Source organism: Sphingorhabdus sp. M41 (genome assembly GCF_001586275.1).
In the GTDB taxonomy this organism is placed as follows: Bacteria; Pseudomonadota; Alphaproteobacteria; order Sphingomonadales; family Sphingomonadaceae; genus Parasphingorhabdus.
This window is the reverse complement of the sequence record NZ_CP014545.1, coordinates 2595053-2617334: the sequence shown is the minus strand read 5'-3', so window position 1 is coordinate 2617334 and position 22282 is coordinate 2595053. Positions and strand designations below refer to the sequence as shown.

The 22282-nt window shown below is 55.5% G+C and carries 20 protein-coding genes; 14 read left to right on the top strand and 6 right to left on the bottom strand.

The genetic code is table 11. The features are described 5' to 3' along the window. The first annotated feature begins 4 nt into the window (after window positions 1-4). The 5 genes from AZE99_RS12365 to AZE99_RS12345 all read left to right on the top strand — a co-directional run bounded on the left by AZE99_RS12365 (window position 5) and on the right by AZE99_RS12345 (window position 5391). Window positions 5-1639 carry an alkaline phosphatase D family protein gene (locus tag AZE99_RS12365; protein WP_067201592.1) on the top strand — a complete coding sequence of 545 codons (1635 nt, stop codon included), beginning with the start codon at window positions 5-7 and terminating at the stop codon, window positions 1637-1639. A gap of 171 nt (window positions 1640-1810) precedes the next feature. Then, window positions 1811-3022 (top strand): LL-diaminopimelate aminotransferase, encoded by a 1212-nt coding sequence (locus AZE99_RS12360; RefSeq protein WP_067201589.1) that lies wholly within the window; start codon window positions 1811-1813, stop codon window positions 3020-3022. Between the two features lie 49 nt (window positions 3023-3071). After that, window positions 3072-3761, top strand: a complete 690-nt coding sequence (locus tag AZE99_RS12355; protein WP_067201586.1) for a glutathione binding-like protein — start codon at window positions 3072-3074, stop codon at window positions 3759-3761. A 75-nt stretch (window positions 3762-3836) separates the two neighbouring features. Then, on the top strand, window positions 3837-4460 hold the full coding sequence (locus tag AZE99_RS12350; RefSeq protein ID WP_156472247.1) for a 2-hydroxychromene-2-carboxylate isomerase: 624 nt from the start codon (window positions 3837-3839) through the stop codon (window positions 4458-4460). A gap of 106 nt (window positions 4461-4566) precedes the next feature. Then, a complete protein-coding gene (locus tag AZE99_RS12345; protein ID WP_067201580.1) occupies window positions 4567-5391 on the top strand; it encodes a crotonase/enoyl-CoA hydratase family protein in 825 nt (274 codons plus the stop codon). A 111-nt stretch (window positions 5392-5502) separates the two neighbouring features. Here AZE99_RS12345 and AZE99_RS12340 read toward each other — a convergent pair whose 3' ends face one another. Both AZE99_RS12340 and AZE99_RS12335 read right to left on the bottom strand, forming a co-directional pair. Beyond that, window positions 5503-5937, bottom strand: a complete 435-nt coding sequence (locus AZE99_RS12340) for an acyl-CoA thioesterase (protein WP_067201577.1) — start codon at window positions 5935-5937, stop codon at window positions 5503-5505. Between the two features lie 38 nt (window positions 5938-5975). Further along, window positions 5976-7400, bottom strand: coding sequence for a spinster family MFS transporter (locus AZE99_RS12335; RefSeq protein WP_067201575.1), 1425 nt, complete (start codon window positions 7398-7400; stop codon window positions 5976-5978). Between the two features lie 109 nt (window positions 7401-7509). On the opposite strand from AZE99_RS12335, the gene AZE99_RS12330 reads away from it, so the two are divergent. From AZE99_RS12330 to AZE99_RS12290, 9 genes are all read left to right on the top strand, one after another. Continuing rightward, window positions 7510-8244, top strand: a complete 735-nt coding sequence (locus AZE99_RS12330; protein ID WP_197460187.1) for a helix-turn-helix transcriptional regulator — start codon at window positions 7510-7512, stop codon at window positions 8242-8244. An 84-nt stretch (window positions 8245-8328) separates the two neighbouring features. Further along, window positions 8329-8691, top strand: coding sequence for a hypothetical protein (locus AZE99_RS12325; RefSeq protein ID WP_197460186.1), 363 nt, complete (start codon window positions 8329-8331; stop codon window positions 8689-8691). A gap of 62 nt (window positions 8692-8753) precedes the next feature. Continuing rightward, on the top strand, window positions 8754-9197 hold the full coding sequence (locus AZE99_RS16165) for a hypothetical protein (RefSeq protein WP_156472246.1): 444 nt from the start codon (window positions 8754-8756) through the stop codon (window positions 9195-9197). 87 nt (window positions 9198-9284) lie between these two features. Beyond that, window positions 9285-10712, top strand: a complete 1428-nt coding sequence (locus AZE99_RS12315) for a glycosyl transferase family protein (protein WP_082788505.1) — start codon at window positions 9285-9287, stop codon at window positions 10710-10712. A 442-nt stretch (window positions 10713-11154) separates the two neighbouring features. Then, the gene (locus AZE99_RS12310; protein ID WP_067201564.1) at window positions 11155-11838 is read left to right on the top strand and encodes a hypothetical protein; all 684 of its coding nucleotides are present in this window, start codon (window positions 11155-11157) and stop codon (window positions 11836-11838) included. 103 nt (window positions 11839-11941) lie between these two features. Next, on the top strand, window positions 11942-12856 hold the full coding sequence (locus AZE99_RS12305; protein ID WP_067201562.1) for a sulfite exporter TauE/SafE family protein: 915 nt from the start codon (window positions 11942-11944) through the stop codon (window positions 12854-12856). Between the two features lie 50 nt (window positions 12857-12906). Continuing rightward, a complete protein-coding gene (locus AZE99_RS12300; RefSeq protein WP_067203646.1) occupies window positions 12907-13626 on the top strand; it encodes a TIGR02186 family protein in 720 nt (239 codons plus the stop codon). Window positions 13627-13739: 113 nt separating this feature from the next. Then, the gene (locus AZE99_RS12295; RefSeq protein ID WP_082788362.1) at window positions 13740-15443 is read left to right on the top strand and encodes an ATP-binding protein; all 1704 of its coding nucleotides are present in this window, start codon (window positions 13740-13742) and stop codon (window positions 15441-15443) included. Between the two features lie 129 nt (window positions 15444-15572). Then, the gene (locus tag AZE99_RS12290) at window positions 15573-16007 is read left to right on the top strand and encodes a hypothetical protein (RefSeq protein ID WP_067201559.1); all 435 of its coding nucleotides are present in this window, start codon (window positions 15573-15575) and stop codon (window positions 16005-16007) included. A gap of 104 nt (window positions 16008-16111) precedes the next feature. On the opposite strand, the gene AZE99_RS12285 is transcribed toward AZE99_RS12290, so the two are convergent. From AZE99_RS12285 to AZE99_RS12270, 4 genes are all read right to left on the bottom strand, one after another. Next, window positions 16112-18832 (bottom strand): valine--tRNA ligase, encoded by a 2721-nt coding sequence (locus AZE99_RS12285; RefSeq protein ID WP_067203642.1) that lies wholly within the window; start codon window positions 18830-18832, stop codon window positions 16112-16114. Between the two features lie 134 nt (window positions 18833-18966). Continuing rightward, window positions 18967-19638, bottom strand: coding sequence for an enoyl-CoA hydratase/isomerase family protein (locus AZE99_RS12280; protein ID WP_067201557.1), 672 nt, complete (start codon window positions 19636-19638; stop codon window positions 18967-18969). Further along, entirely contained in the window at window positions 19635-21728 is a 2094-nt protein-coding gene (locus AZE99_RS12275) for a dipeptidyl-peptidase 5 (protein ID WP_067201555.1), read from the bottom strand. The genes AZE99_RS12280 and AZE99_RS12275 overlap by 4 nt, the downstream gene beginning before the upstream one ends. 55 nt (window positions 21729-21783) lie before the next feature. Further along, window positions 21784-22269, bottom strand: coding sequence for a DUF2497 domain-containing protein (locus AZE99_RS12270; RefSeq protein ID WP_082788360.1), 486 nt, complete (start codon window positions 22267-22269; stop codon window positions 21784-21786). Window positions 22270-22282: the final 13 nt, after the last annotated feature.

Genomic DNA, 22282 nt, shown 5'->3' with positions numbered 1-22282 from the left:
AATCATGACCATGAATATCGATCGTCGTCAGTTGATGGCACTGGGAACTTTTGGCCTTGGGGCGCTCAGCGTGCCGGCCTCGGCATCGCTAATGGGTGGAAAAGGATTTACCCATGGCGTCGCCAGCGGCGAACCTGGCCAAGAATCGGTGCTGTTGTGGACGCGCTATGTCAGCAGCGGTGACGCCAGTCTGACCGCGGAGATATCGGACAATGCCGATTTCGCTGGCGCAAAAATGGTCGGCGAAGTGCAGGCAAAGGCCGAACGGGACTTTACCGCCAAGATCACGGTGCAGGGGCTGGCCCCCGATAAATGGTATTTCTATCGCTTCGTTGGGCCGGACGGCTCGAAATCGGTCATAGGTCGGACCCGGACCTTGCCGCAGGGGCCGGTGCAGAATTTCAATATCGGCGTTGTTGGATGTTCCAACATGCCGTTCGGCTATTTCAACGCCTATGCCCATGCCGCGCAAAATAAAAATCTCGACCTGATCATTCACACCGGCGATTATCTTTACGAATATCCGATCGGCACCTATCCTTCCAAAGAAGAGGCGCTGGCCGGCCGCAAAATCGATCCCGCCCACGAGATGGTCCAGCTCGCCGACTACCGGCTGCGCTATGCCGCCTATCGCAGCGATCCCGACCTGCAGCGCATCCATCAGGTGTTGCCGATGATACCGTCATGGGATGATCATGAATTCGCCAATGACGCCTATCGGGATGGCGCGCAGAACCATGATCCGAGCGAGGGTGACTGGGAAGTGCGCAAGCGTGTCGCGGAGCGCGTCTATCGGGAGTGGATGCCGGTTCGGGATATGGAATTTGGTAGCCCGCGCTGGCGCGAATATCAGATCGGCGATCTGGCGACCCTGTTTTTTACCGAGAGCCGGATTGGCGGACGCGACAAGCCGGTGGACCTGGCCGAAGCGATCAAGGGGCAGAAAGATGTCGCCGCGGCGCTCAAGGCGTTTCGCGACGATGTCTGGCAGGACCCGGACCGCTCGATGCTGGGCAATGTTCAGGAGCAATGGTTCGCGAATGCGCTACAGAAATCCAAGACTTCTGGCACGAAGTGGCAAGTCTGGTCACAGCAATGCGTGATGGGCGAGCTGGTGCTGCCGCAAGTTGCCAAAAACTGGGTGCCGGAAGATGCGCCCCCGATCGCGCAGGCGCGCGTCGCGGTGGGCGCGCTCGCCGCCCAGATCGGACTGCCGATCAATTTCGACAGCTGGGACGGCTATCCGCAGGCCCGCGCCCGCTCGCTGGCCGCCGCGCAGCAGGCCGATGCCGATTTGATCGTCCTTTCGGGCGACAGTCACAATGCCTGGGCTTTTGATCTGGGGACACAAGATGGCGCTGCGGGCGTAGAATTCGCCGGACATAGTGTCAGTTCACCGGGCTTCGAAGCCTATACAAAAGGGGTGGATCCTGACCTGGTTGCCAAAGCTGTGGTCGGTGCCAACAAGCAGCTGCAATGGGCTGACACGGAGCATCGCGGCTATATGACAGTGGCGCTAACCCCCGAAAAAGCGACTTCAACCTGGCATTTTTTGGATACGATCCGGGCCAAGTCGATTGCGCTTACCGGCAGCAAGAGTCAGACAGTTTTCCGAGGGGCAAATCGGCTTCAGGCCTAAGCACTCGGTCATTGTGGGCACTGCCAATCGAGCGCTGCATTGATCTCCTATCAGCGCTCCACCACGCCTGTTGCGGACAAATTGCGGAAACCAGCTGCCAGCTCTCGACATTTGTATCAAAATTACGCAAAGCAGGGGTCCTGTAACATTTAACGCAAGAAACGATCTAAAATGTCCGAAGAATTTTACCGCATCAAACGCCTGCCTCCTTATGTCATTGCTGAAGTCAATAACATGCGGGCGGCAGCGCGAGCGGCGGGTGAGGACATCATCGATCTTGGCATGGGCAATCCCGATCTGCCGCCACCGCAGCATGTCATCGACAAGCTGTGCGAAGTGGCGCAGAAACCCGACGCGCATGGCTATTCGGCATCCAAGGGAATTCCGGGTTTGCGCAAGGCACAGGCCAATTATTACGGCCGCCGCTTTGGCGTGGATGTGGATCCTGAGACGGAAGTCGTTGTGACCCTCGGATCAAAGGAAGGTCTGGCCAGTCTGGCAACGGCGATTACCGCGCCGGGCGACTGTATTCTTGCGCCCAATCCGAGCTATCCGATCCATACGTTCGGTTTCATCATTGCCGGTGCAACCATCCGCAGCGTACCGACAACGCCTGACGAACATTATTGGGAATCGCTGGAACGGGCGATGGCCTTTACCGTTCCGCGTCCGACACTTCTGGTGGTAAACTATCCGTCCAACCCGACCGCGGAAGTGGTCGATCTCGCTTTCTACGAGCGACTGGTGGCCTGGGCAAAGGAAAACAAGGTCTGGCTCTTGTCCGATCTCGCCTATTCCGAGCTCTATTATGACGGCAACCCGACGCCTTCGATATTGCAGGTGCCCGGCGCAAAAGACGTTGCGGTTGAATTTACCTCACTCAGCAAGACCTATTCCATGGCCGGCTGGCGGGTCGGTTTCGCGGTCGGCAACAAGACACTCATCGAAGCACTGACCCGGGTGAAAAGCTATATTGATTATGGCGGCTTCACCCCGATTCAGGCAGCCGCCTGCGCGGCGCTCAACGGTCCGCAGGATCAGGTTGCCAAGAACCGCGAGCTCTATCACAAACGGCGCGATGTTCTGGTGGAAAGCTTTGGTCGGGCAGGCTGGGAAGTCCCGCCGCCCGCGGCATCGATGTTCGCCTGGGCCCCGCTGCCGCCGCAGCTGGCCCATATGGGCAGTCTCGAATTTTCCAAACAATTGCTCACCCAGGCTGGCGTCGCGGTCGCGCCTGGCGTTGGCTATGGCGAGGATGGCGAGGGCTTTGTCCGGATCGCACTGGTCGAGAACGAGCAGCGCATCCGTCAGGCTGCGCGCAATGTGAAGAAATATCTGCAGAAAATGGGTGTCAATACGCCGGGGCAAAGCGAAGCGATTTGATGGATCATGTGCTGAACGGAATCCGTGATCTTCAAAAGGTGATAGCCTCTTGATCGATCTCTATTTTGCTCCGACTCCCAATGGCTGGAAGATTTCAGTAATGCTTGAGGAATGCGGGCTGGATTATGATATCAAGTGGGTGAATATCGGGGCAGGGGAGCAGTTCGAGCCGGAGTTTCTAGCGATCAGCCCGAACAACCGGATCCCCGCCATTGTCGATCATGATCCTGCGGATGGCGGGGAGCCAGTGTCTGTTTTCGAGACTGGTGCTATCCTGCTTTATCTCGCTGACAAGGCAGAAGACTTCCTGCCGCATGATCTGCGCGGCCAGATTGCGGCCACGGAATGGCTGATGTGGCAGATGGGCGGGCTGGGACCGATGATGGGTCAGCATGGTCACTTCAAACTCTACGCGCCGGATCGGATTGAATATGCCACCGAGCGCTATCGCAAGGAAGTGCTGAGACTGTTCGGGGTGATGGACCGGCGGCTGGCAGGCAATGATTATCTCGCGGGCGAGGCATACAGCATCGCGGACATGTCCTGCTTTCCCTGGGTGCAGACCTACAGGCGGCAAGACATTGATCTCGACGGGTTCGCCAATGTGAAACGCTGGTACGAGACGCTGAAACAGCGAGAAGGCTTGCGGCGCGGGATGGCTGTCGGTCGCGACAAGATCAACCGCAACCCGCAGGATGACGCCCAGACGCGCAAGACATTGTTCGGGTTGAAGGAATAAGGCGAGCGCGAGGTGCTCCGCTACCAGTGTTCCCCATCAAGTGCGGAACACGGGAATGATAAAGGGACTTGAGAAATGACTATGGTAGAATTCTATTTTGACCTCTCTTCGCCATGGACGTATCTCGCTTTCCATAATATTCAGCCGATCATTGCTGAGAATGACGCGGAAATTATCTGGAAGCCGTTCCTGGTCGGGGGTGTCTTCAATGCGGTCAATCAGGACGTCTACGCGGCGCGGGAAAATCCGGATAATCGAAAATTCGTCCACAGTTTTCGTGTGCTCAAGGACTGGGCAAAGCTTGCCGGGCTGCCGATGAATTTTCCGAGCGAACATCATCCGGTGAAGTCGGTGCACGGGATGCGGCTATGCTGCGCTCTGGAAGAGGATCAGGCGGCACTGCACAAGTTCGCGACCGCTGCTTTCGCCGCTTATTATGGCGATCAGCGTAATCTGGATGATCGGTCAGTGCTGATCACCATCGCAAATGAGGTGGACCTGGACGGCGAAGCGCTGGCCGCACGGATTCAGGAGCAGGACGTCAAGGACCGGCTGCGCGCCAATACCGAAGAGGCGATCGCACGCGGCGCTTATGGTTCGCCGAGCATATTCGTGCCCTTTGAGGACGGCGAAAGAATGTATTTTGGCAATGACCAGTTGCCGCTTGTTAATTGGGCGATTAAACAGGGCTCAATATAGCAACGAATCTACATTTCCGTTGGTGTCGAGTGCAGTCGAGACACAGTGGGAATATCAAGCTTCTCGACTTCGCCCGAAGCGAACGGGGAAGAGTAAAGGATCAAACATGTCAGAACGCGTCACCATTACCGTCAAGGATCATATCGCCGATGTCCGGTTCAACCGGCCGGAAAAGATGAATGCGCTCGATGGCGAGCAAATTGATGCGATTGTCGAAGCGGGCGAAAAGCTGGCGGCGATGGAAGGCATAAGAGCAATCGTCCTTTCGGGAGAGGGCAAGGCTTTTTGCGCCGGTCTCGATATGGGCAGCTTTGCAGCTTCCGCCGCTGCTGCATCGGACCCAAGCAAGGACGGCGAAAAGTCACCACTTGCCAGCACATTGGCCGAACGTACCTTTGGCAATGCCAATAAATATCAACATATCGTCCTGCTCTGGCGGAAGCTGAAAGCACCGGTTATTGCCGCCATCCACGGTCCGTGCATTGGCGGTGGCCTGCAATTCGCCAGCGCCGCCGACATTCGCGTGGTTGCGCCCGACGCAAAAATGTCCATCATGGAAATGCGCTGGGGCCTGATCCCCGACATGGGCAGCTACACGACCTGGCGCAGCTTTGTGCGCGATGACATCCTGCGCGAGCTGACCTATACCAACCGTATCTTCACCGGCGAGGAAGGCAAGGAACTGGGCTTTGTTACCCATCTGTCCGATGATCCGCACGCCAAGGCTATGGAAATCGCCACCGAGATCGCCAGCAAGCATCCGCAGGCAGTCCAACTGGCCAAGGACCTGATCAACAAGCTGCCCGACATGAACGAAGACGAGATATTGATGATGGAGTCGGTGGGGCAGGACAAGGTTGCCCGCACACCCAATCAGGTCGAGGCAGTCATGGCATTCATGCAGAAACGGACCGCGAATTTTACCGACTGAATTGCGTGTTGCCGATGAAGGCCGTTCGCATGGAGCATGTTGAAGTGCCGATAGGGTCTTGAAAGGTCCTTCGACAAGATCAGGACGAGCGGCGAGGCCGGCGGTATGTTGCTAGCCGGTTGTCCGCATCTTCTTCAGCTCATCGACGACTTCCTGACGCAGCGGCTTGCCCTCGCCGTCAGTACGGCAAACGATGACGGCATCGCAGGTGGCGATGCACTGGCCGTTCTGGAACATGGCCTGGGCGATTACATAGCTTGATGTTCCGATCTTGCTGACACCTGAGCTAATCTCGACATCGTCGGGAAACTGTCCCTCGCGCAGATAATTGATCGTCACGGCAGCTACCATGCTGCGTTCGTTTCTTGGTCGCTCCGCCCAGGGGCGCAATGATCGGTTGAACCGAACCCGCGCATTTTCGAACATCGTCGCAAAGGCGACATTGTTTAGATGCCGGTTGGGGTCAATATCCTGAAAGCGGGTCTGGGTGACCAGCGACACCGGATAGTTGGCAGGATCAAGCTGCCAGGGTTCAGGTCGAGCCATAGATGAAGTCCGCTTTCAATTGGGCCAAATGGCTCTGATCAGTTCATTTTCGCCAGCAGATCTTTCTGCAAATGTCTGCAAAGCCAGAGATAGGCAAGTCCGGAAGCTCCATATATCATGGCCGTGAAGCGGAGTGCGTCCCGGACCCCTTCGCCCGTAGCCTCGCGACAGGCTGCCAGCATTGCTTCGTTGCCAGCAGCCAATATGCTGGCATCGGTTCCCTTGCAAAGCTCCAGCGTCATTTGCGCATTAATTGCAGCGCTGCTCACATAGGATGCCGAAAGAATGTCGCTGATCGCTCCGACAAACAGAGGACCAAGCCCATATCCGATCAGATTGACCACGAATAGCAATATCGCGATTGATGTCGCTCGTGCTTTTACATCGACCACACCTTGAGCAATCGTATATTGTGAACCCAGATAAGTGTAATGGAGGAATGCGGCGACGATCAGCATCATCAACGCAGTTGATTGACTGTCGGTGGTAAAGCCGATCCAATATAGCGGCAGCGATGCCATGAGCGACCAGCCCGGAACCCAGGCGACGGCGTTGGGAAAACGACCGCTCAGCTTCTCGATCGCAAATCCACCCCCAAACGTACCGGCCGCCGCCGAGAGTGAAATCGGGAGTACCAGCTGCAGCGCAACATCCGAAATGCTCAACTCATGCACGCGCACAAAGAATGAAACCTGAAAACTGGAAACACCATAGCCAACGAAAGCGACAATCGTCGCTGCCAAAGCGTTGATCCAGTAACTCTTGTTGCCGCTCAGCCTTTTCAGGGTCGCATTAAATCCCAATTTTTCCAGCTGTGGTGTACCGGGAGGATCTGAATAGCCCCGGGGTGGCTCCTTGACCGTGAATAATACGACCAGGCCGACAACAATCCCAGGCAAGCCCAGAATGATAAATGCCTGGCGCCACGAGAATGCCTCGGCAATGGGACCACCAAAAGCTGCTGCCAAAGCGCTGCCAAGCGTCACGCCCATTGCGTAAATCGCCAGCGCCCGAGCTCTGCTTCTCGGCGGAAAATAGTCTGCGATGATTGAATTGGCAGGGGGCGTGCAGCCAGCTTCGCCGATACCGACACCAACACGAAATACCAGCAGTGCAATAAAGCTTCCAGCGATTCCACATAGAGCTGTCATGACCGACCAGAGAATGACGCTGAATGCGATAATACGCACACGATTATACCGTTCCGCAAAGCGGGCGATGGGAATTCCAAATAAAGTATATGTCAGGGCAAATCCGAAGCCGGAGAGGAAGCCGAATTGCAGGTCAGTGAGTTGAAATTCTCGAATGATCGGCTCGGAAACCACGCCAATCAGTGCGCGATCGATAAAGTTAAGCGTGTACACCACGAGCAACGAAAACAGAACATAACCCCGATATCCGCTGGTTCCGAAAGCCTGTCCCGTATTGGTCATCGGCGCAGCCGTTGCCTGTGTAGCGCTCATACTCTCTCCTTATTTTTTATGGTTGATGGCCTGAACGGAACGACAAGTCCAGAGGACTTTGCAACGATTCGACCCGGGGCGCGGGCCCGAGCCGCAATTTTCGCGCAATATGAATAAATTTCACCAAACGGCGGATTTCTGTTATTGTATCGGCACGTATCAGTCGGTCAATTCATCAGACACAGGGGGCAGATATGGTGCATGGAAACCGATTCCTGCTATTTTCACCAGCTTTCCGCTGCAAGTTCGCCGATTTGTTTCAACCTTTCCGGTCCCCCAATATCCGATTCGGCAAGCCTCTTCCGATATGACTGTTTCCGGACTGGACAGGCTGAATGACGGGCAACGCGACTGTTTGCGTCTTGTGCTGGCGCATCTCAATTCCAAGGAAATTGCGCGAGAATTGGGAGTATCTCCTCATACTGTGGACCAAAGACTTCGCATCGCGATGCGTATTTTAGGTGCGCAGTCTCGCTTTGAAGCGGCCCGAATATTCGCCCGGCTTGATCAAGAAAACAGCTATCAGCCATTGATATATCAATCTTCGGCTGTTGAAGCAGCAAGCAAAACCGGGGAACAGGACGCGTCATCCGGAAGAATCAGAACCAAAAAAACCGGCAGACTGGATGATGGTGTGAATGCGGATGGCGGCGGTGCTATCCTGGGTTTCGAGCAATCTGAAATCAGGCACCGACCGCTTCCCATTCCACGTTATCGTGGCGAGAAAAATAGTCTCGCCGCGGTCGAACGGTTGGGGTGGATATTGGCCATCGCGATCGGGGCTGCTTTGTCCTTCGGCGGACTGATAGCGGGGCTGGAAGCATTGTCTCGGCTCAAAGGCTAGGCACCTGCGATCCCGTCCGGCCCATTTGTCCGCTGAATATAAAGTGCTCGATCGAGTGGCCTTGCGAGATCCGAGAAAGGAATAATGATGCTGAAACAAAGACGAGACGCAGCCGAAAATGTGGCGAACAGATTGTTTGCGGCGGAACAGGCTGTTGATGAGGCGATCTGCAAAATGGCGGATTTGGTCAAATATTTGCCGATAGCGAGGACAAATGCCAATTTGTCGGCGGTCGTCGGTCAGGATGCAATTTCTGAGGCGGCGGAAACATTGTCTGCAATAGTTGGAGCTAGGGGACATCTGGTTGCAACTCATAACCATTTGGCGAAAACGCGAGATCAAATTGGATTGCAGGCAATGGCAATGGGAAGCACTGACATGAAGCCGCCGGCGATGGCAACTGAGAAAGATGAGAATGTCGTCAAGTTGGCTGATCATGCCGCTTAAGCGTCTGCGCGCTGGGTTGGTCTGGCCGCAGTCAAACCGGCGTTAGCGTAGGTTATACCACTGTGATCTTCGACACGGTCTGGGCTTATCTCTACTATATATTTCTTCTAGTCTGTTGTGGATATGCAATTTTCCGTGGGGCTTGTTCCGAATATTTTGGAGCTGCGATTATGCTAACCGGGTCTTTGTTAACTCTGGCGGTTGCTAAATTGTTTGGAACAGCATGGTCCAGCTTGGAAGGGGGCATCTTTGGCATAGACATTGTCGGGCTCCTTGCATTGATTTACCTAACGCTAAAGTCCGATCGCTTCTGGCCGATGTGGGCATCCGCCTTTCAACTGCTTGCGGTAACCATTCATACCGCGATGATGGTAGCGCCTCAGATAACCCCCTGGGCTTTTGGCACCGGAGCGGTGTTCTGGGCTTATCCGATGTTGCTGGCGCTGGCGATTGGATCCTTAGAACAGGAGCATGCAGTGCCGGATCGCAATATCGAATCCGGTTAGCGCCGGAGCGCACCGGACCACATATATTTTAGCTAGTTTCTGAACTTTATGCGGAAATCACTTTTCCGCAAACCCCGGAGCATGCTCATGGCATTCGATCAAATTTTGCCGTTTCTCGACTTTCTGCAAAAGGAGCTGCTGCTGTTCGCCAGCCTTTCCTTTCTGATCGGCTCGGCCGACGATCTGCTGTTTGACGGATTGTGGATATTCCACAGTTTGAAACGCAGGCTGCTGGTTTATTCACAATATAAGCGGGCAACAGTGGAAAGTCTGAGCATTCCAACTTCGGAATGCCGCCTGGCGATATTCGTGCCCGCCTGGAAAGAGGCGCCGGTTATCGGTGCCATGCTACGGCGCTGTTTGCGGCAATGGACGGCGAGCGAATATCGTATTTACGTTGGCTGCTACCCCAATGACGCAGAAACCATCGCGGCTGTGGCATCGGCGTCTACCGGTAGTGCGAAGATTAGGATTGTTATTTGTCAACGAGACGGACCGACCACCAAGGCGGATTGCCTCAATCATCTCTGGGACGCCCTATGTCGCGACGAAATCGAAGAAAAGGCCAATTATGCGGCGATCATTCTGCACGATGCGGAGGATCTCGTTCATCCCGAGGCACTAAGGCTTTTCGCACATCTGATCGGCCGCGCCACCTTGGTACAATTGCCGGTCATTCCGCGCCGGGCCAAAGGATCGCGTTGGATTGCGGGTCATTATTGCGACGAGTTTGCCGAATTGCATGGCAAGCAAATGGTGCTGCGCGAGGCTCTGGGCGCATCCATACCGTCGGCCGGTGTGGGCTGCGCATTCTCCCGGGATGCGCTGCAAAAGCTGTCCGTGCGAACACAGGGGAAACCTTTTGATGCGGAGAGCTTGACCGAAGATTATGAACTGGGGCTCAATCTGACTGGCGGAGAGGCTCGTGGTATTTTTGCACGGCTGCGAGATCTAGACGGGCAGCTGGTGGCAACGCAGGAATTTTTCCCGGAGAAACTCGAAGACGCCATCCGTCAGAAAAGCCGGTGGATGGCAGGAATTTCCTTGTCAGGATGGGATCGACTGGGCTGGAAAAACAGCTGGCGGGAAAATTGGATGCGCCTGCGCGATCGCAAGGCCAGCTTTGCAGCCATTATTCTGGCTATCGCCTATGTCGCGGTTATTTTGATGGGCATATTGATATTCGCCGACCTGATCGAAGTCTACAAACCCCAGCCCATTTCGGAATTTCTGAAATTAACATTGTTCCTCAATGCCGGGTTCCTGTTGTGGCGGCTGCTGATGAAATTCTATTTTGTCCTTGCCCTTTACGGAGTGCGAGAAGCGTTCTTGTCGATCCCCCGGACTATCGTGGCCAATCTGATCAATATCATGGCCGTCTGGCGTGCTCTCGGCCAATATATTGGCCAGCTTGCCGGTCGTCCTGCCCATTGGGAAAAAACGACGCATTTTTATCCGGACGCACAGAATATAAAGCAGCTAAAGCCGCATTATTCCGTACGCGACAGAGGCTGACCTCTTGCTGCGGTCCGCTGCCGGTGCGCCGTTACGTGCAATGGCAAGTTTGGCGGCGATCTGGATATTGTTGCGGGTTGTCATGTCGAATAGCCCCGCGAATATCGCTTGGAAGCCGTTGGATTTGGTGACCAGCAATGCCGCGAAGGATTATAAGAGAAGGAAAAAGCAAGCGCAGCTCGTATCGCCTTTGCTTATGCCAAGGAAAAGTCAGCAGGACGGAGGTACAAAACACAGATATTTCCCCTTGGCGACAGCGAACCGCGGTACTGGCAGATTATCTACTGCAGGGTGGCCAGTCACAAGGAGACCGGTTCCTAGCCTTTCGCCATGGCAAGACTCCGATGATGTTCGCACTTTTTCCCTGCAGAGCCCTTTAGCAAGGTCTGGCGTCGAATTAGCAAACGCACCCAGTATAATTCAGCGTTTCCCCAATCCGTCGGTGGATCAACAGGGCAACAGCATCGGCGCTTATTTCTGGATGTACGCCCGTCAGGATTCCGGGATAAAACAGGAGGGGCACGCCACAGGAGTAGGCTCTATATCCAATGGCCAATATGGCGGTAGCCAGGCCGGAGCAATTCTGTCCTATCGCATATTGGACAGGCCGCTCCCCGAAATGTCCCTCTACGGTCGCCTCTCGGCTGCGCTGGCTCCTTGGAGCCAGAAGGAAATCGCCCTGGGTGCGCGCATCCGCCCGGTTCGAAAGCTTCCTGTGACTCTGCACGCGGAACAACGGTTTGACGCCAGCTCGGGAGATGATTCCCGGACAGCTTTCTATGTCACTGGCGGTTCTGGCCCCGAACAGATTTTCGAGAAATTTGCACTCGAGACATATGCACAGGCGGGCTATGTCATGGGACAGAATGAAACCTATTTCTTTGACGGATCGGCGACATTGCAACGTCCGATAGCGGAATTGGGTCTCACGAAGCTCTCAATTGGTCCAGGAGCGTGGGCAGGCGGTCAACGCCACATCAGCCGAATGGACGTCGGACCGCGCGTTTCATTGGTGGCCCCGGTCGGGGTTATATCAGCACGCATCGCGGTCGACTGGCGGCTTCGGGTCGCGGGCAATGCCCGACCCGGGAGCGGAGCGGCGATAACCGTTTCAGCGGGCTTCTGATCAGACCATATTCCCGATCTGCTCGGCCAGTCCTCTGTTTTATCGCCCTGCAGACGGCAATGCTCTTTATCCCGCAACAAAAAGAGATTAGTCCCATAGCCATATGGACATCTACCTACCAATCGCCAATCTTTCGGTAAATGCTTTCGTCATCATCCTGCTCGGCGGACTGGTGGGGATCTTGTCGGGTATGTTCGGGGTCGGCGGTGGATTTCTGACCACTCCGCTGCTGATTTTTTATGGCATTCCCCCAACAGTTGCAGCCGCTTCTGCATCTACCCAGGTAACAGGGTCCAGCATTTCAGGTGTCGCCGCCCATATGCGTCGCAAGGGGGTGGATTTTCGGATGGGGGCTATATTGGTGGCCGGCGGTCTTGTTGGAACCATTATTGGAACCGGGCTGTTTCAGATTTTGCAGAGTTGGGGACAGATAGATACGGTCATCAACGTATTATATGTCCTGATGCTATCGAGCATTGGCGGGCTGATGTTCAAGGAATCCCTGCAGAGCGTCAGAGCGTTGCGTGCTGGCAAACCAATGCCGGCGAGGAAGAGGCGCCATCATCCCCTGGTGGCCAATTTGCCATTTCGATGGCGCTTTTACCGCTCCGGTCTTTATATTTCGCCTATCGCGCCATTTATACTCGGCTTGCTGACGGGCATTTTGACCATGTTGCTTGGCGTTGGCGGCGGGTTCATCATGGTCCCGGCCATGCTCTATTTGCTTGGCATGGGCGCCCAAGTCGTCGTCGGTACCTCACTGTTCCAAATCCTGTTCGTAACCATCGCGTCTACAATGATGCACAGCATGACCACCCGTGCGGTTGATATCGTTTTAGCCTCGCTTTTGTTACTGGGTAGCGTAACAGGCGCGCAACTGGGCGCAAAATTCGCTCAACGGATGCGGCCTGAATATTTGCGGCTGAGCCTGGCAGCCATGGTGCTGATTGTTGCGATACGCATGGCATTGGGGCTGGGATTCCAGCCAGACGAAATTTACACGGTGCAACTCTTGTGACCCGGCGTCACATCTTTTTTTCTCGTATACTCGCGATATTCGGCATCGCCATGTTCAGCATCGCCGCAACCCCGGTTCTGGTTCCCGAAGTATCGCAGGACCGAATCAGTATCAGAGGCGATTTCAACGGTGCCCAATTGCTGCTTTTTGGGGCTATCACCTATCCACCGGGCACCCGCAATACTGACCGGGCTGATATCGTGGTTGTGCTCAAGGGACCGGTTGAATCGATTGTCGTGCGTGAAAAGCAGCAAATCGCCGGTATCTGGATTAACGCCGCGAGCAGTGAATTCCGTTCCTCCCCCGGTTTTTACGCGGTGGCTTCCTCGAAACCGATTGACGATATCGTGGATAGCAAAACCGCAGACATCTACGAGTTGGGACTGCATCATTTGCAGCTCTCGCCGGCTGGCGCGATCGACAGTCGCGAACTGGATCGCTTCGTCGACGGACTGGTCGATCTGAATTCCCGGGAAAATCTTTTCAAGAACCTGCCCAATAGCGTAAAAATCACCAACAGTGTCTTGTATCAGGCGCGGATTAATTTGCCAGCCAGCGTGCCAGTGGGCGATTATACTGCGGAAACCTTCCTTGTTATCGACGGCAGGGTGGAGGCGGCCGAAGTCAAGGATATCACCATTGAAAAAATCGGAATGGGACGGTTCATCACCAATCTTTCCCAGAATAACGGCTTCCTCTATGGTCTCATAGCTGTATTCATTTCGGTTTTCCTGGGCTGGTCCGCTGGCTATCTGTTCCGCAAGATGTGATGAGTGCTTGACGCTGGCCAACTCTTGGGCCTTGCCTTCTATAGTGGCAGTAAATCTTTCTTAACCATGATCGACTAGTCTGGTGCCCTGACCAGTAAAACAGGAAAACGCCAATGTCCGATATGGGTTCTCACAACTTCCCTGCCGCAAGGCCACTCCCGGATTCGGACAGGGAACCGCAGCGTGATGAGAACCACGGTGCCGATTCAAAGCGGAGCGAAGGCTATAAAATCGGCGAGGTCATCGAAATCGCTGGATCGGGTTCCAAAATTGTCATGGACACCGCTGTACTTGGCGGATTGCTGGAGCACCCTGATCCAACTGTGAAAATGGCTGGCCAAGTGGGCAGTCAGGTCAAAATCCGTGTCGGTCAGACTTGGTTGCTGGCCAATATCCGCACTCAGAGACTCTATGAAGGACAGTCGGGCTTGGTGGTTGCCGAGATCGATTTCCTGGGTGAAGGGGATGAGGAAAAGCTGACCGGTCAAATTTACAATTTCCGCCGCGGCGTCACCCGCTACCCGACGCCAGCGTCGATAGTTTATGCAGTGACGACAGCGGATCTCAAACAGGTCTATGCTTCTGACGGCCGCGCCAATGTCGAGGTCGGCACGGTCTATCCCACAAACGATATCCGCGGCGCACTCTATGTTGATGCCATGCTCGGTAAACATTTTGCCCTTCTCGGTTCTACCGGTACTGGTAAGTCGACTGCGGCAGCGCTAATCCTGCATAAAATCTGCGATCTGGCACCCGAAGGCCATATCCTGATGATCGACCCGCATGGTGAATATGGGGCAGCGTTCAAGGATAACGGCAAGATATTCGATGTGAATAACCTGAATCTGCCTTACTGGTTGATGAACTTTCGAGAGCATTGCGAAGTGTTTGTTCAGTCGAGAGGCGATGCCAAGCAGATGGACTGTGACATTCTCGCGAAATGTCTGCTCGCCGCGAAAGCCAAAAATCAGGGGGGAGTTAGTGTCGCAAAGCTGACCGTGGATTCACCCGTGCCCTATTTGCTGTCCGATCTGACAACGATCCTTCAGAATGAAATGGGCAAGCTTGACAAGGCAACCAACAGCGCTCCCTATCAGCGCCTGAAAAGCAAGATTGACGAGATCAAGGCTGATCCGCGTTACAGCTTCATGTTCTCCGGCATGCTCGTCGGTGATACAATGGCAAGCTTTCTTACCAAGATTTTCAGACTACCGTCCGAAGGCAAGCCGATTTCAATTATCGATGTCTCGGCAATGCCGTCAGAGATCACGCCTACGGTGGTGTCCGTGCTCAGTCGGCTGGTATTTGATTATGCAATCTGGGCGCGCAATGAACCACAGCGACCAATGCTTTTGGTGTGCGAGGAAGCGCATCGCTACATTCCCAATGATGACGTTGCCGAGGAAAGCGCTGTCCGGGACATTCTCAGCCGGATCGCCAAGGAAGGCCGGAAATATGGCGTTTCGCTCGGCCTGATCACGCAGCGGCCATCCGATCTCGCCGAAGGTGTGCTCTCGCAATGTGGTACGATCCTGTCTATGCGATTGAACAATGACCGCGATCAGTCCTTTGTGAAGGCTGCCATGCCGGAAGGGGCGCGCGGTTTCCTCGATTCCATCCCCGCCCTGCGGAATCGTGAGGTGATCTGCTGTGGGGAAGGTGTTGCGATCCCGATCCGTGTCTCGCTGGATACGCTGGCTGAGGAACGCCGACCGGCTTCGGAAGATCCCATATTCTCAGAACTGTGGCGCGAACGCGGCGGCGAAGAGGAGATCATCCAGCGGGTTATCAAACGCTGGAGAGCGCAAGGCCGATAACTAACTTCCAGGCCGTTTGTCCATTTTCCTCGGCTGTTGATCGATAGTCAGTATCAAGCCTTTCATAATCGATTACATCTGTAGTCATAAGCCGCGCATTGTGCGCGACAGTATGATGTGGAAGATTTGATGGTTGATAAGCGCTATTTTCCGTTGATCGCGGTATTGGGACTGGTCGCCGCGTCGGTATGGCCAGCGATGGCCAGTGACGCGCAGGACGTTAAAAACCAACAGCATGCAGCATGGAGCGAAACGCTTGCTAGCGACATCAAGGCCCAGGTGAAACTCGGTTCGGCTGAGGGTGCAGAGGGAATGGAAAAGGGTGCGGACAAGATGCTGCGCGGGGCCGATGAAATGGAGGCTTATGCTGACCGGTTAGAAAACGACTCGCTTTCCCGTGCAGGTGAGGCAGTGCGCCAGAATGAGCGAAGAAACACTGAAGTCACGGCTCAGCAATTGCTGGAAAGCGCTCCCAAACTGCGGCTTAGCGCGGAAAAAATGCGCGAAGGCGCCGTGAAAATGCGGGCAGGGGCGGAGAAAATGCGTCGCGGAGACGATAGCTGACCGAGATAGCTAAAGCTGGTGCCCCGGACAGGCGAGGCATCTCCTTCGGATAGTTCCTGGCTTAGCTACAATGGAAATGGCCTCCTGCCTGCGCAGAATCGAAATTAACCCAAGCGATCAATAGCCGCCTGCAACCGCTCGGTCTCTGCCTCTTTCTCTGCCAGATCGGAGCGGGCTTTTTCGACCGCTTCCGGTTTGGCCTTCTCGACAAAATTGGGGTTCCCAAGACGGCCAGACAATGACTTTGCCTCTTTCTGCGACGCTTCCAGCGCCTTACATAGCCGCGCCTTTTCGGCTTCGAAATCGACTGCGCCTGCCAGCGGCAGCACATAGGTTGCGCCGTCCACCACGATCTGGGCGGTCGCGCCTTCCGGAGCAGCATCAAAGGAAAAGCTCTCCAGCCTGCCAACGCGGTCCAGTGCAGAGCCTTGGCGCGCGATACGCTTTGCGAGGGCATCATCACCATCGCGCACATGGGCTGACATTTTCGTTCCGGGTGGAATATTGAGTTCGACTTTTGCAGTCCGCGTTGCCGAGATAAGGCGAATAAGCCAGTCTACTTCTGCTTTCGCTTCTTCGTCGATTTCCGTTTTTGGCGCGGGCCATTTGGCTACTATCAGGTCATATTCTCTATCACCCATGCTATGCCAGAGCTCTTCCGTAATGAACGGCATGAACGGGTGGAGCATGACAATGATCTGGTCGAGCACCCAGCCGGCGACGAGACGGGTTTCATCTGCCGCGCCGGCATCCTCACCCTGCAACACCGGCTTGATCAGTTCGAGATACCAGTCGCAGAACCGGTCCCAAGTAAAATGATAGATGGTGTTGGCTGCCGCATCGAAGCGCAGGTCGGTCAGCGCCTTGTCGAGTGCGCGCTGCGTTTCGACAACTTCGCTGATGATCCAGCGATTGACGGGCAAGGCGGCTTCCGGGGCAGCGAGCGTCTTGCTGGCGCCAATGCCGCTCACTTCGCAAAAGCGCGAGGCATTCCACAATTTGGTCGCGAAATTGCGATAGCCCTCGACGCGCTTGTCATCCATCTTGATGTCGCGGCCCTGACTTTCCATTGCCGCCATGAAAAAACGCAATGCGTCGGCGCCATATTGATCGATCAGGCCAAGCGGATCGACAACATTACCCTTCGACTTGGACATCTTGGAGCCGTCTTCGGCGCGGACCAGCCCGTGCAGATAGAGCCTCTTCCACGGCACTTCCTTCATGAACTGGATGCCCTGCATCGCCATTCGCGCATCCCAGAAGAACAGGATGTCAAAGCCGGAGATCAGCAGGTCATTGGGGTAATGGCGTTCGAGATCCTTGGTCTGTTCCGGCCAGCCTAGGGTGCCGAAAGGCCAGAGCGCGGAGGAGAACCATGTATCGAGGACGTCTTCGTCCTGTGTCAGATTTACGTCGTTACCAGCCTGGCTTTGTGCTTCCTCTTCGTTCATTGCGACGTAGATTTTCCCGTCGTCACCAAACCAGGCCGGAATGCGATGCCCCCACCACAGCTGGCGGCTGACACACCATGGCTGGATATTCTCCATCCAGTTATAATAGGTTTTTTCCCAGCTTTTGGGGACGATCTCGATCGCGCCCGATTTCACTGCCTCGATTGCAGGCTGCGCAAGCGTTTCTGCATCGACATACCATTGGTCGGTCAGCCACGGCTCGATCACCACGCCGCCGCGATCACCGAACGGCGTCGCGATGGTGCGCGGCTCGGCGTCATGTTCAACTTCTTCACCGTCCTTATTTTTTGAAACATGCGGAAGCAGGAAACCCTGTTCCTTCAGCCGCTGGACAACCAGTTCACGGGCACCATCGACGCCATCTTTCCTAAACCTGTGCAGTCCGATATATTCGCCCGGCACCAGCCCGTCGGCGGTCTGGCAGACATTGGCCTCGCCATCGAGCATGTTGAGCATCTCGCTGGCCGCAAAGCCCGCGCGCTTGCCGACCTCGAAATCGTTGAAGTCATGGCCCGGCGTGATCTTCACCGCGCCCGACCCCAGTTCCGGGTCGGCATGTTCGTCGGCAACGATCTTGAACCGGCGCCCGGTGATTGGCTGCTCGATTTCCTTGCCGATCACGCTCTTGTAGCGCTCGTCCGATGGATGCACCGCAACCGCCATATCGGCCAGCATCGTTTCCGGCCGGGTCGTCGCGACCTCGATATAGTCGCGCCCATCATCCAAGGTCACGCCGTCGGCCAGCGGATATTTGAAATGCCAGAAACTGCCTTTGGTATCGACCGTCTCGACTTCAAGATCGGAGATCGCGGTTTTCAGCGCAGGGTCCCAGTTGACCAAGCGCTTGTCGCGGTAGATCAGGCCGTCATTATAGAGATCGACAAAGACCTTGAGCACGGCCTCGTTCATGCCCTCGTCCATTGTGAAGCGTTCGTTCGACCAGTCCATCGAACAGCCGAGACGGCGCAGCTGTCTGGTGATCGTGCCGCCGCTTTCCTCTTTCCACTCCCAGACTTTCTCGACAAATTCCTCGCGAGAGAAATCGGTGCGTTTCTGCTGGCGTTCGTTCATCTGGCGCTCGACCACCATCTGGGTAGCAATGCCCGCATGATCCATGCCGACGACCCACAGCGCGTCCTTGCCCTTCAGCCGTTCGTGCCGGATGATGATATCCTGCAGCGTATTATCCAGCGCATGGCCGATATGCAGCGATCCGGTAACATTGGGGGGCGGGTTCACAACCGTGAACGGCTCGCGATCATCGCGCTCGGGACGGAAAAGGCCCTTGGTTTCCCAATGCTCATACCAGCGCGCTTCGATGGCGGCGGGGTCGAAATTTTTATCTAAGGTCATGGCTGGGTCTTTGGCATTGCTTTTGGCGGGAGACAACAGTGTTGTGCTCCGCACTTGATGCGGAGCGCTATAAAGGGAAGTGCGATCCTAGCCTCTCAGAGCTCCGCATCCAGTGCGGAGCACTCGGCCCCCACTCAACCGTTCAAAATAGCATCAATCTCGGCATTGGCCTTGGCACGCAATTGCCGTTTGCAGGCCTTGAAACCCGGTTGCGCGGCCAGTTCCCGTGCGCGCGCTACGGCCTGATCGAGCAACTGGCCCGGATCCGCCAACTCGTCAGCCAGTCCCGCGCTCAAGGCTTCTACCGGTGTCAGCAAATGCGAGGACAGAGCGAGCCGTCGCCGCCAGACCGGATCGAGCCAGTGATCAAGGATGGCTTGCGGCACCGGAGGGAAAGGCAGGCCAGCCTTGGCTTCGGGCAGGCCGATTTTGTAGTCGCCTTGCGCCGCGACAATCCAGTCCGCTGCCAGCGCCATGATCCCGCCAGCGCCAATGGTGTTGCCGTTGAGCGCAACCACTACCGCGCATGGCAGGCGGTGCAGTGACGCTGCAAATGAGTCGATCGCCGCAGCCGCCTGTTTCTGGCCCGCCTTGTCCAGAGTTGCCGCGATTTTCGTATCCATTCCGCAGGTGAAATGTTCGCCAGCCCCGGTCAGAACAATACCGCTCTCCGGTGGGTTTTCGGCCAATGTCCCGAAGACCGCGATCCCCTCTTTCAGGAGTTCCGGGTGGAGCGTGTTGCGTTCGCCGTTGGTCAGCGTGACGATGATTGTGCCTTCACGATCCTCCGTCGGAAAAAAGCTCATTGGCCTTTGCCTTCCTGCTCTCCAGCAGCTGTCCATTTACCCATCCAGTCAAACACCGTCCGGTACCATTGCACGCTGTTCTTGCCCTTTAGTACCCAGTGGTTTTCATCCGGGAATATCAGCAGCTTGGATGGAATCTCCATTTCCTGAGCAACGGTGAACGGCATGATACTCTGGGTGTAGGGGATCCGGAAATCCTTCTCGCCATGAATGAACAGTGTTGGGGTTTTCCAGTTGGTGATCTTGTTCACCGGATTCCATTTTTCCGGATTGGGCCGCGACCACCAGTTGCCGCCGTGATCCCACTGATCGAACCAGAGCTCTTCTGTGCTCAGCGCCATCGCGCGAAGATCAAATACACCGGCGTGGTTGATCAGGCAGTCAAACCGGTCGGGCCAGTTGCCCGCAATCCAGTTCATCATATAACCGCCATAGGAGCCACCCAAGGCGCAGGATCTCTCGCCATCAATCTGCTTGTCGATCTTGACCGCCGCCGCATAGCCTTTTTTCAGGTCTTCCAGCGGCTTGCCACCCCAGTCCAGATTGATGCTGTCGGTGAATTTTTGGCCGTAACCAGTCGAGCCGTGGAAATCGACGGTGACCACCGCATAGCCTTGCGCCGCCATTACTTTGGGATTCCAGCGGGTCGACCAGCTATTGCCGAAACTGCCCTGTGGCCCGCCATGGACCAGAAAGGCCATCGGCAGCTTGCCTGTCACGCCTGCGGGCTTGATGATCTGGCCCCAGACCTTTTCACCACCTGCGCCTGAAAAATTAAAACGCTGAATCTCAACCTTGTCGATTTCGGCCAGTTCGCGCCCATTTATATTGGTCAGCTGCTTCACCGTCCCGTCCGCCGCACGCCTGTATAGGTCGGTGGGTGCTTGCAGGCTGTTCATCGTGTAAATAAGCGAGCCGTCCTGCAACGGAATGGTTGTACCGACATTGCCTTCGGCTGTCAGGCGGGTGACCTTGCCTGTCTCGACTTCCACTGCGAACGCCGGATGATCAAGCACGTCCTGCGCAGTGACAATGAGATATTTATCGTCGGGCGTCCAGACGATCGAACCGACCGACCGGTCCCATTCCTTGGTCAGAGCAATGGCTTCGCTTTCATCGCTGCCTTGTTTGCGCAATTTTACGACAAGCTGATCGGCTTCATATCCCGGCCGCTCCATCGCCGCCCACGCCAGCCATTCGCCATCGGACGAAAAGGCCGGCAATGTGTCTGTAGCCTTGTTTTGGCTTGTGAAATTGACCGTTTCCTCGCCATCGACCTTGGCGCCATAAATATCTATATTGGTCGACCTGGGCTCATTGCGGTCCGCAATTCTCAGTGCAAAGAAGACGCCGTCCTCTCCCGGAACCCAATTAATTTCCTCACCGCCGCCAAATGGTTTGGAGGGACTGTCGCCGACAAGATCACCGTCGAGCGCTGATCCTTCGCCGACAATTTTTCCGTCTTCCAGGCCAAAGGCGAATATCCGGCTGTAATTGCCTGGCGTTTCCCAGCTCGACCAGTGACGGATGAAAAGCTCATCATATTCGCGGCCGGTGCCCGGTCCGGGTTCGGCCCGATTCCCATCGGTCTCGCAACCAAAGGTTGGGCAGTCTCTTGCAATATCACCCCAAAGCGCGATTTGTTCACCGGTTGGCGACAGCTTGAAGCCGGCAATATCGGTTTTCAGATCACTCGCCTGAACCGGATTTTCGCCATCAGCGCCAGCGGCAATATCTGCGTGCCAAAGCTGCTCCGAACCACTGGCATCGCTCAGATAATAGAGACTGCCATCCGGCGCGAAAGACGGGCTATGTTCGCTTTTCCCTGCCTTGTCGACAATGCGACGAGGAACAGCATTTTCTGTGGTGACGTCCAGCAGATATAGCGCACTGGATCGTTCGTAAGTCGCCGGATCGGTTTCAGTGACATCATAGGCGGCCCATTTCTCATCGGGAGAAATGGTGACCGACCCCATTCGTTTCAGCGTGGCGAGATCTTCCACTGTCATCGGTCTGGCCGATGCGAATGTAGGAATAACGGCACCCGTCAGAAACAGGGCCGTGGTGAATGTTTTGAAAATTTTTGTCATGGTTCACAGTCTAGCACGACTGTCCGACAAGGCAATTGAGATCAGGTATGCAGGCCTATTTCTCGCTCAGTCGCTGGATTTCCCGCGCCACCAGTTCCTCGACAAGATCCGGCAAATTGGCATCCAGCCATTGTTTGATCATCGGCCGCATCAAGTCGCGGGTCATGTCTTCCAGCGAAGTGCCTCTGTCGGATAAGGCCGCTGGACGACGTTCCATCGCTTCTTTTTCAACCAGGGCCGAAAGCGACTGGCGCATGCTGTCCAGCTTGTTGTCGTCGATTAGCCGTTCTTCCTTGCGGCGGTCGCCAAACACACCGTGAGCGGATGAATTTTGATGTTCTTGCAATTCGTCGGTCAATTCCAGAATTTCTTCATTCCTGTCTGCAGGAATTATATCGGGAACGGCCTGCAGCGCTGGTTTCTGAGCGGCTTTGCGGCGGGGGAGGGGGCGTTCCTCATCAATCGCCTTGTCTTCGGCGATGATGCGTTTGATCGATGAAAGGATTTCCTCCATTGACGATTCCCGATTCTGCTCTGCCATTTACGAAACCCTC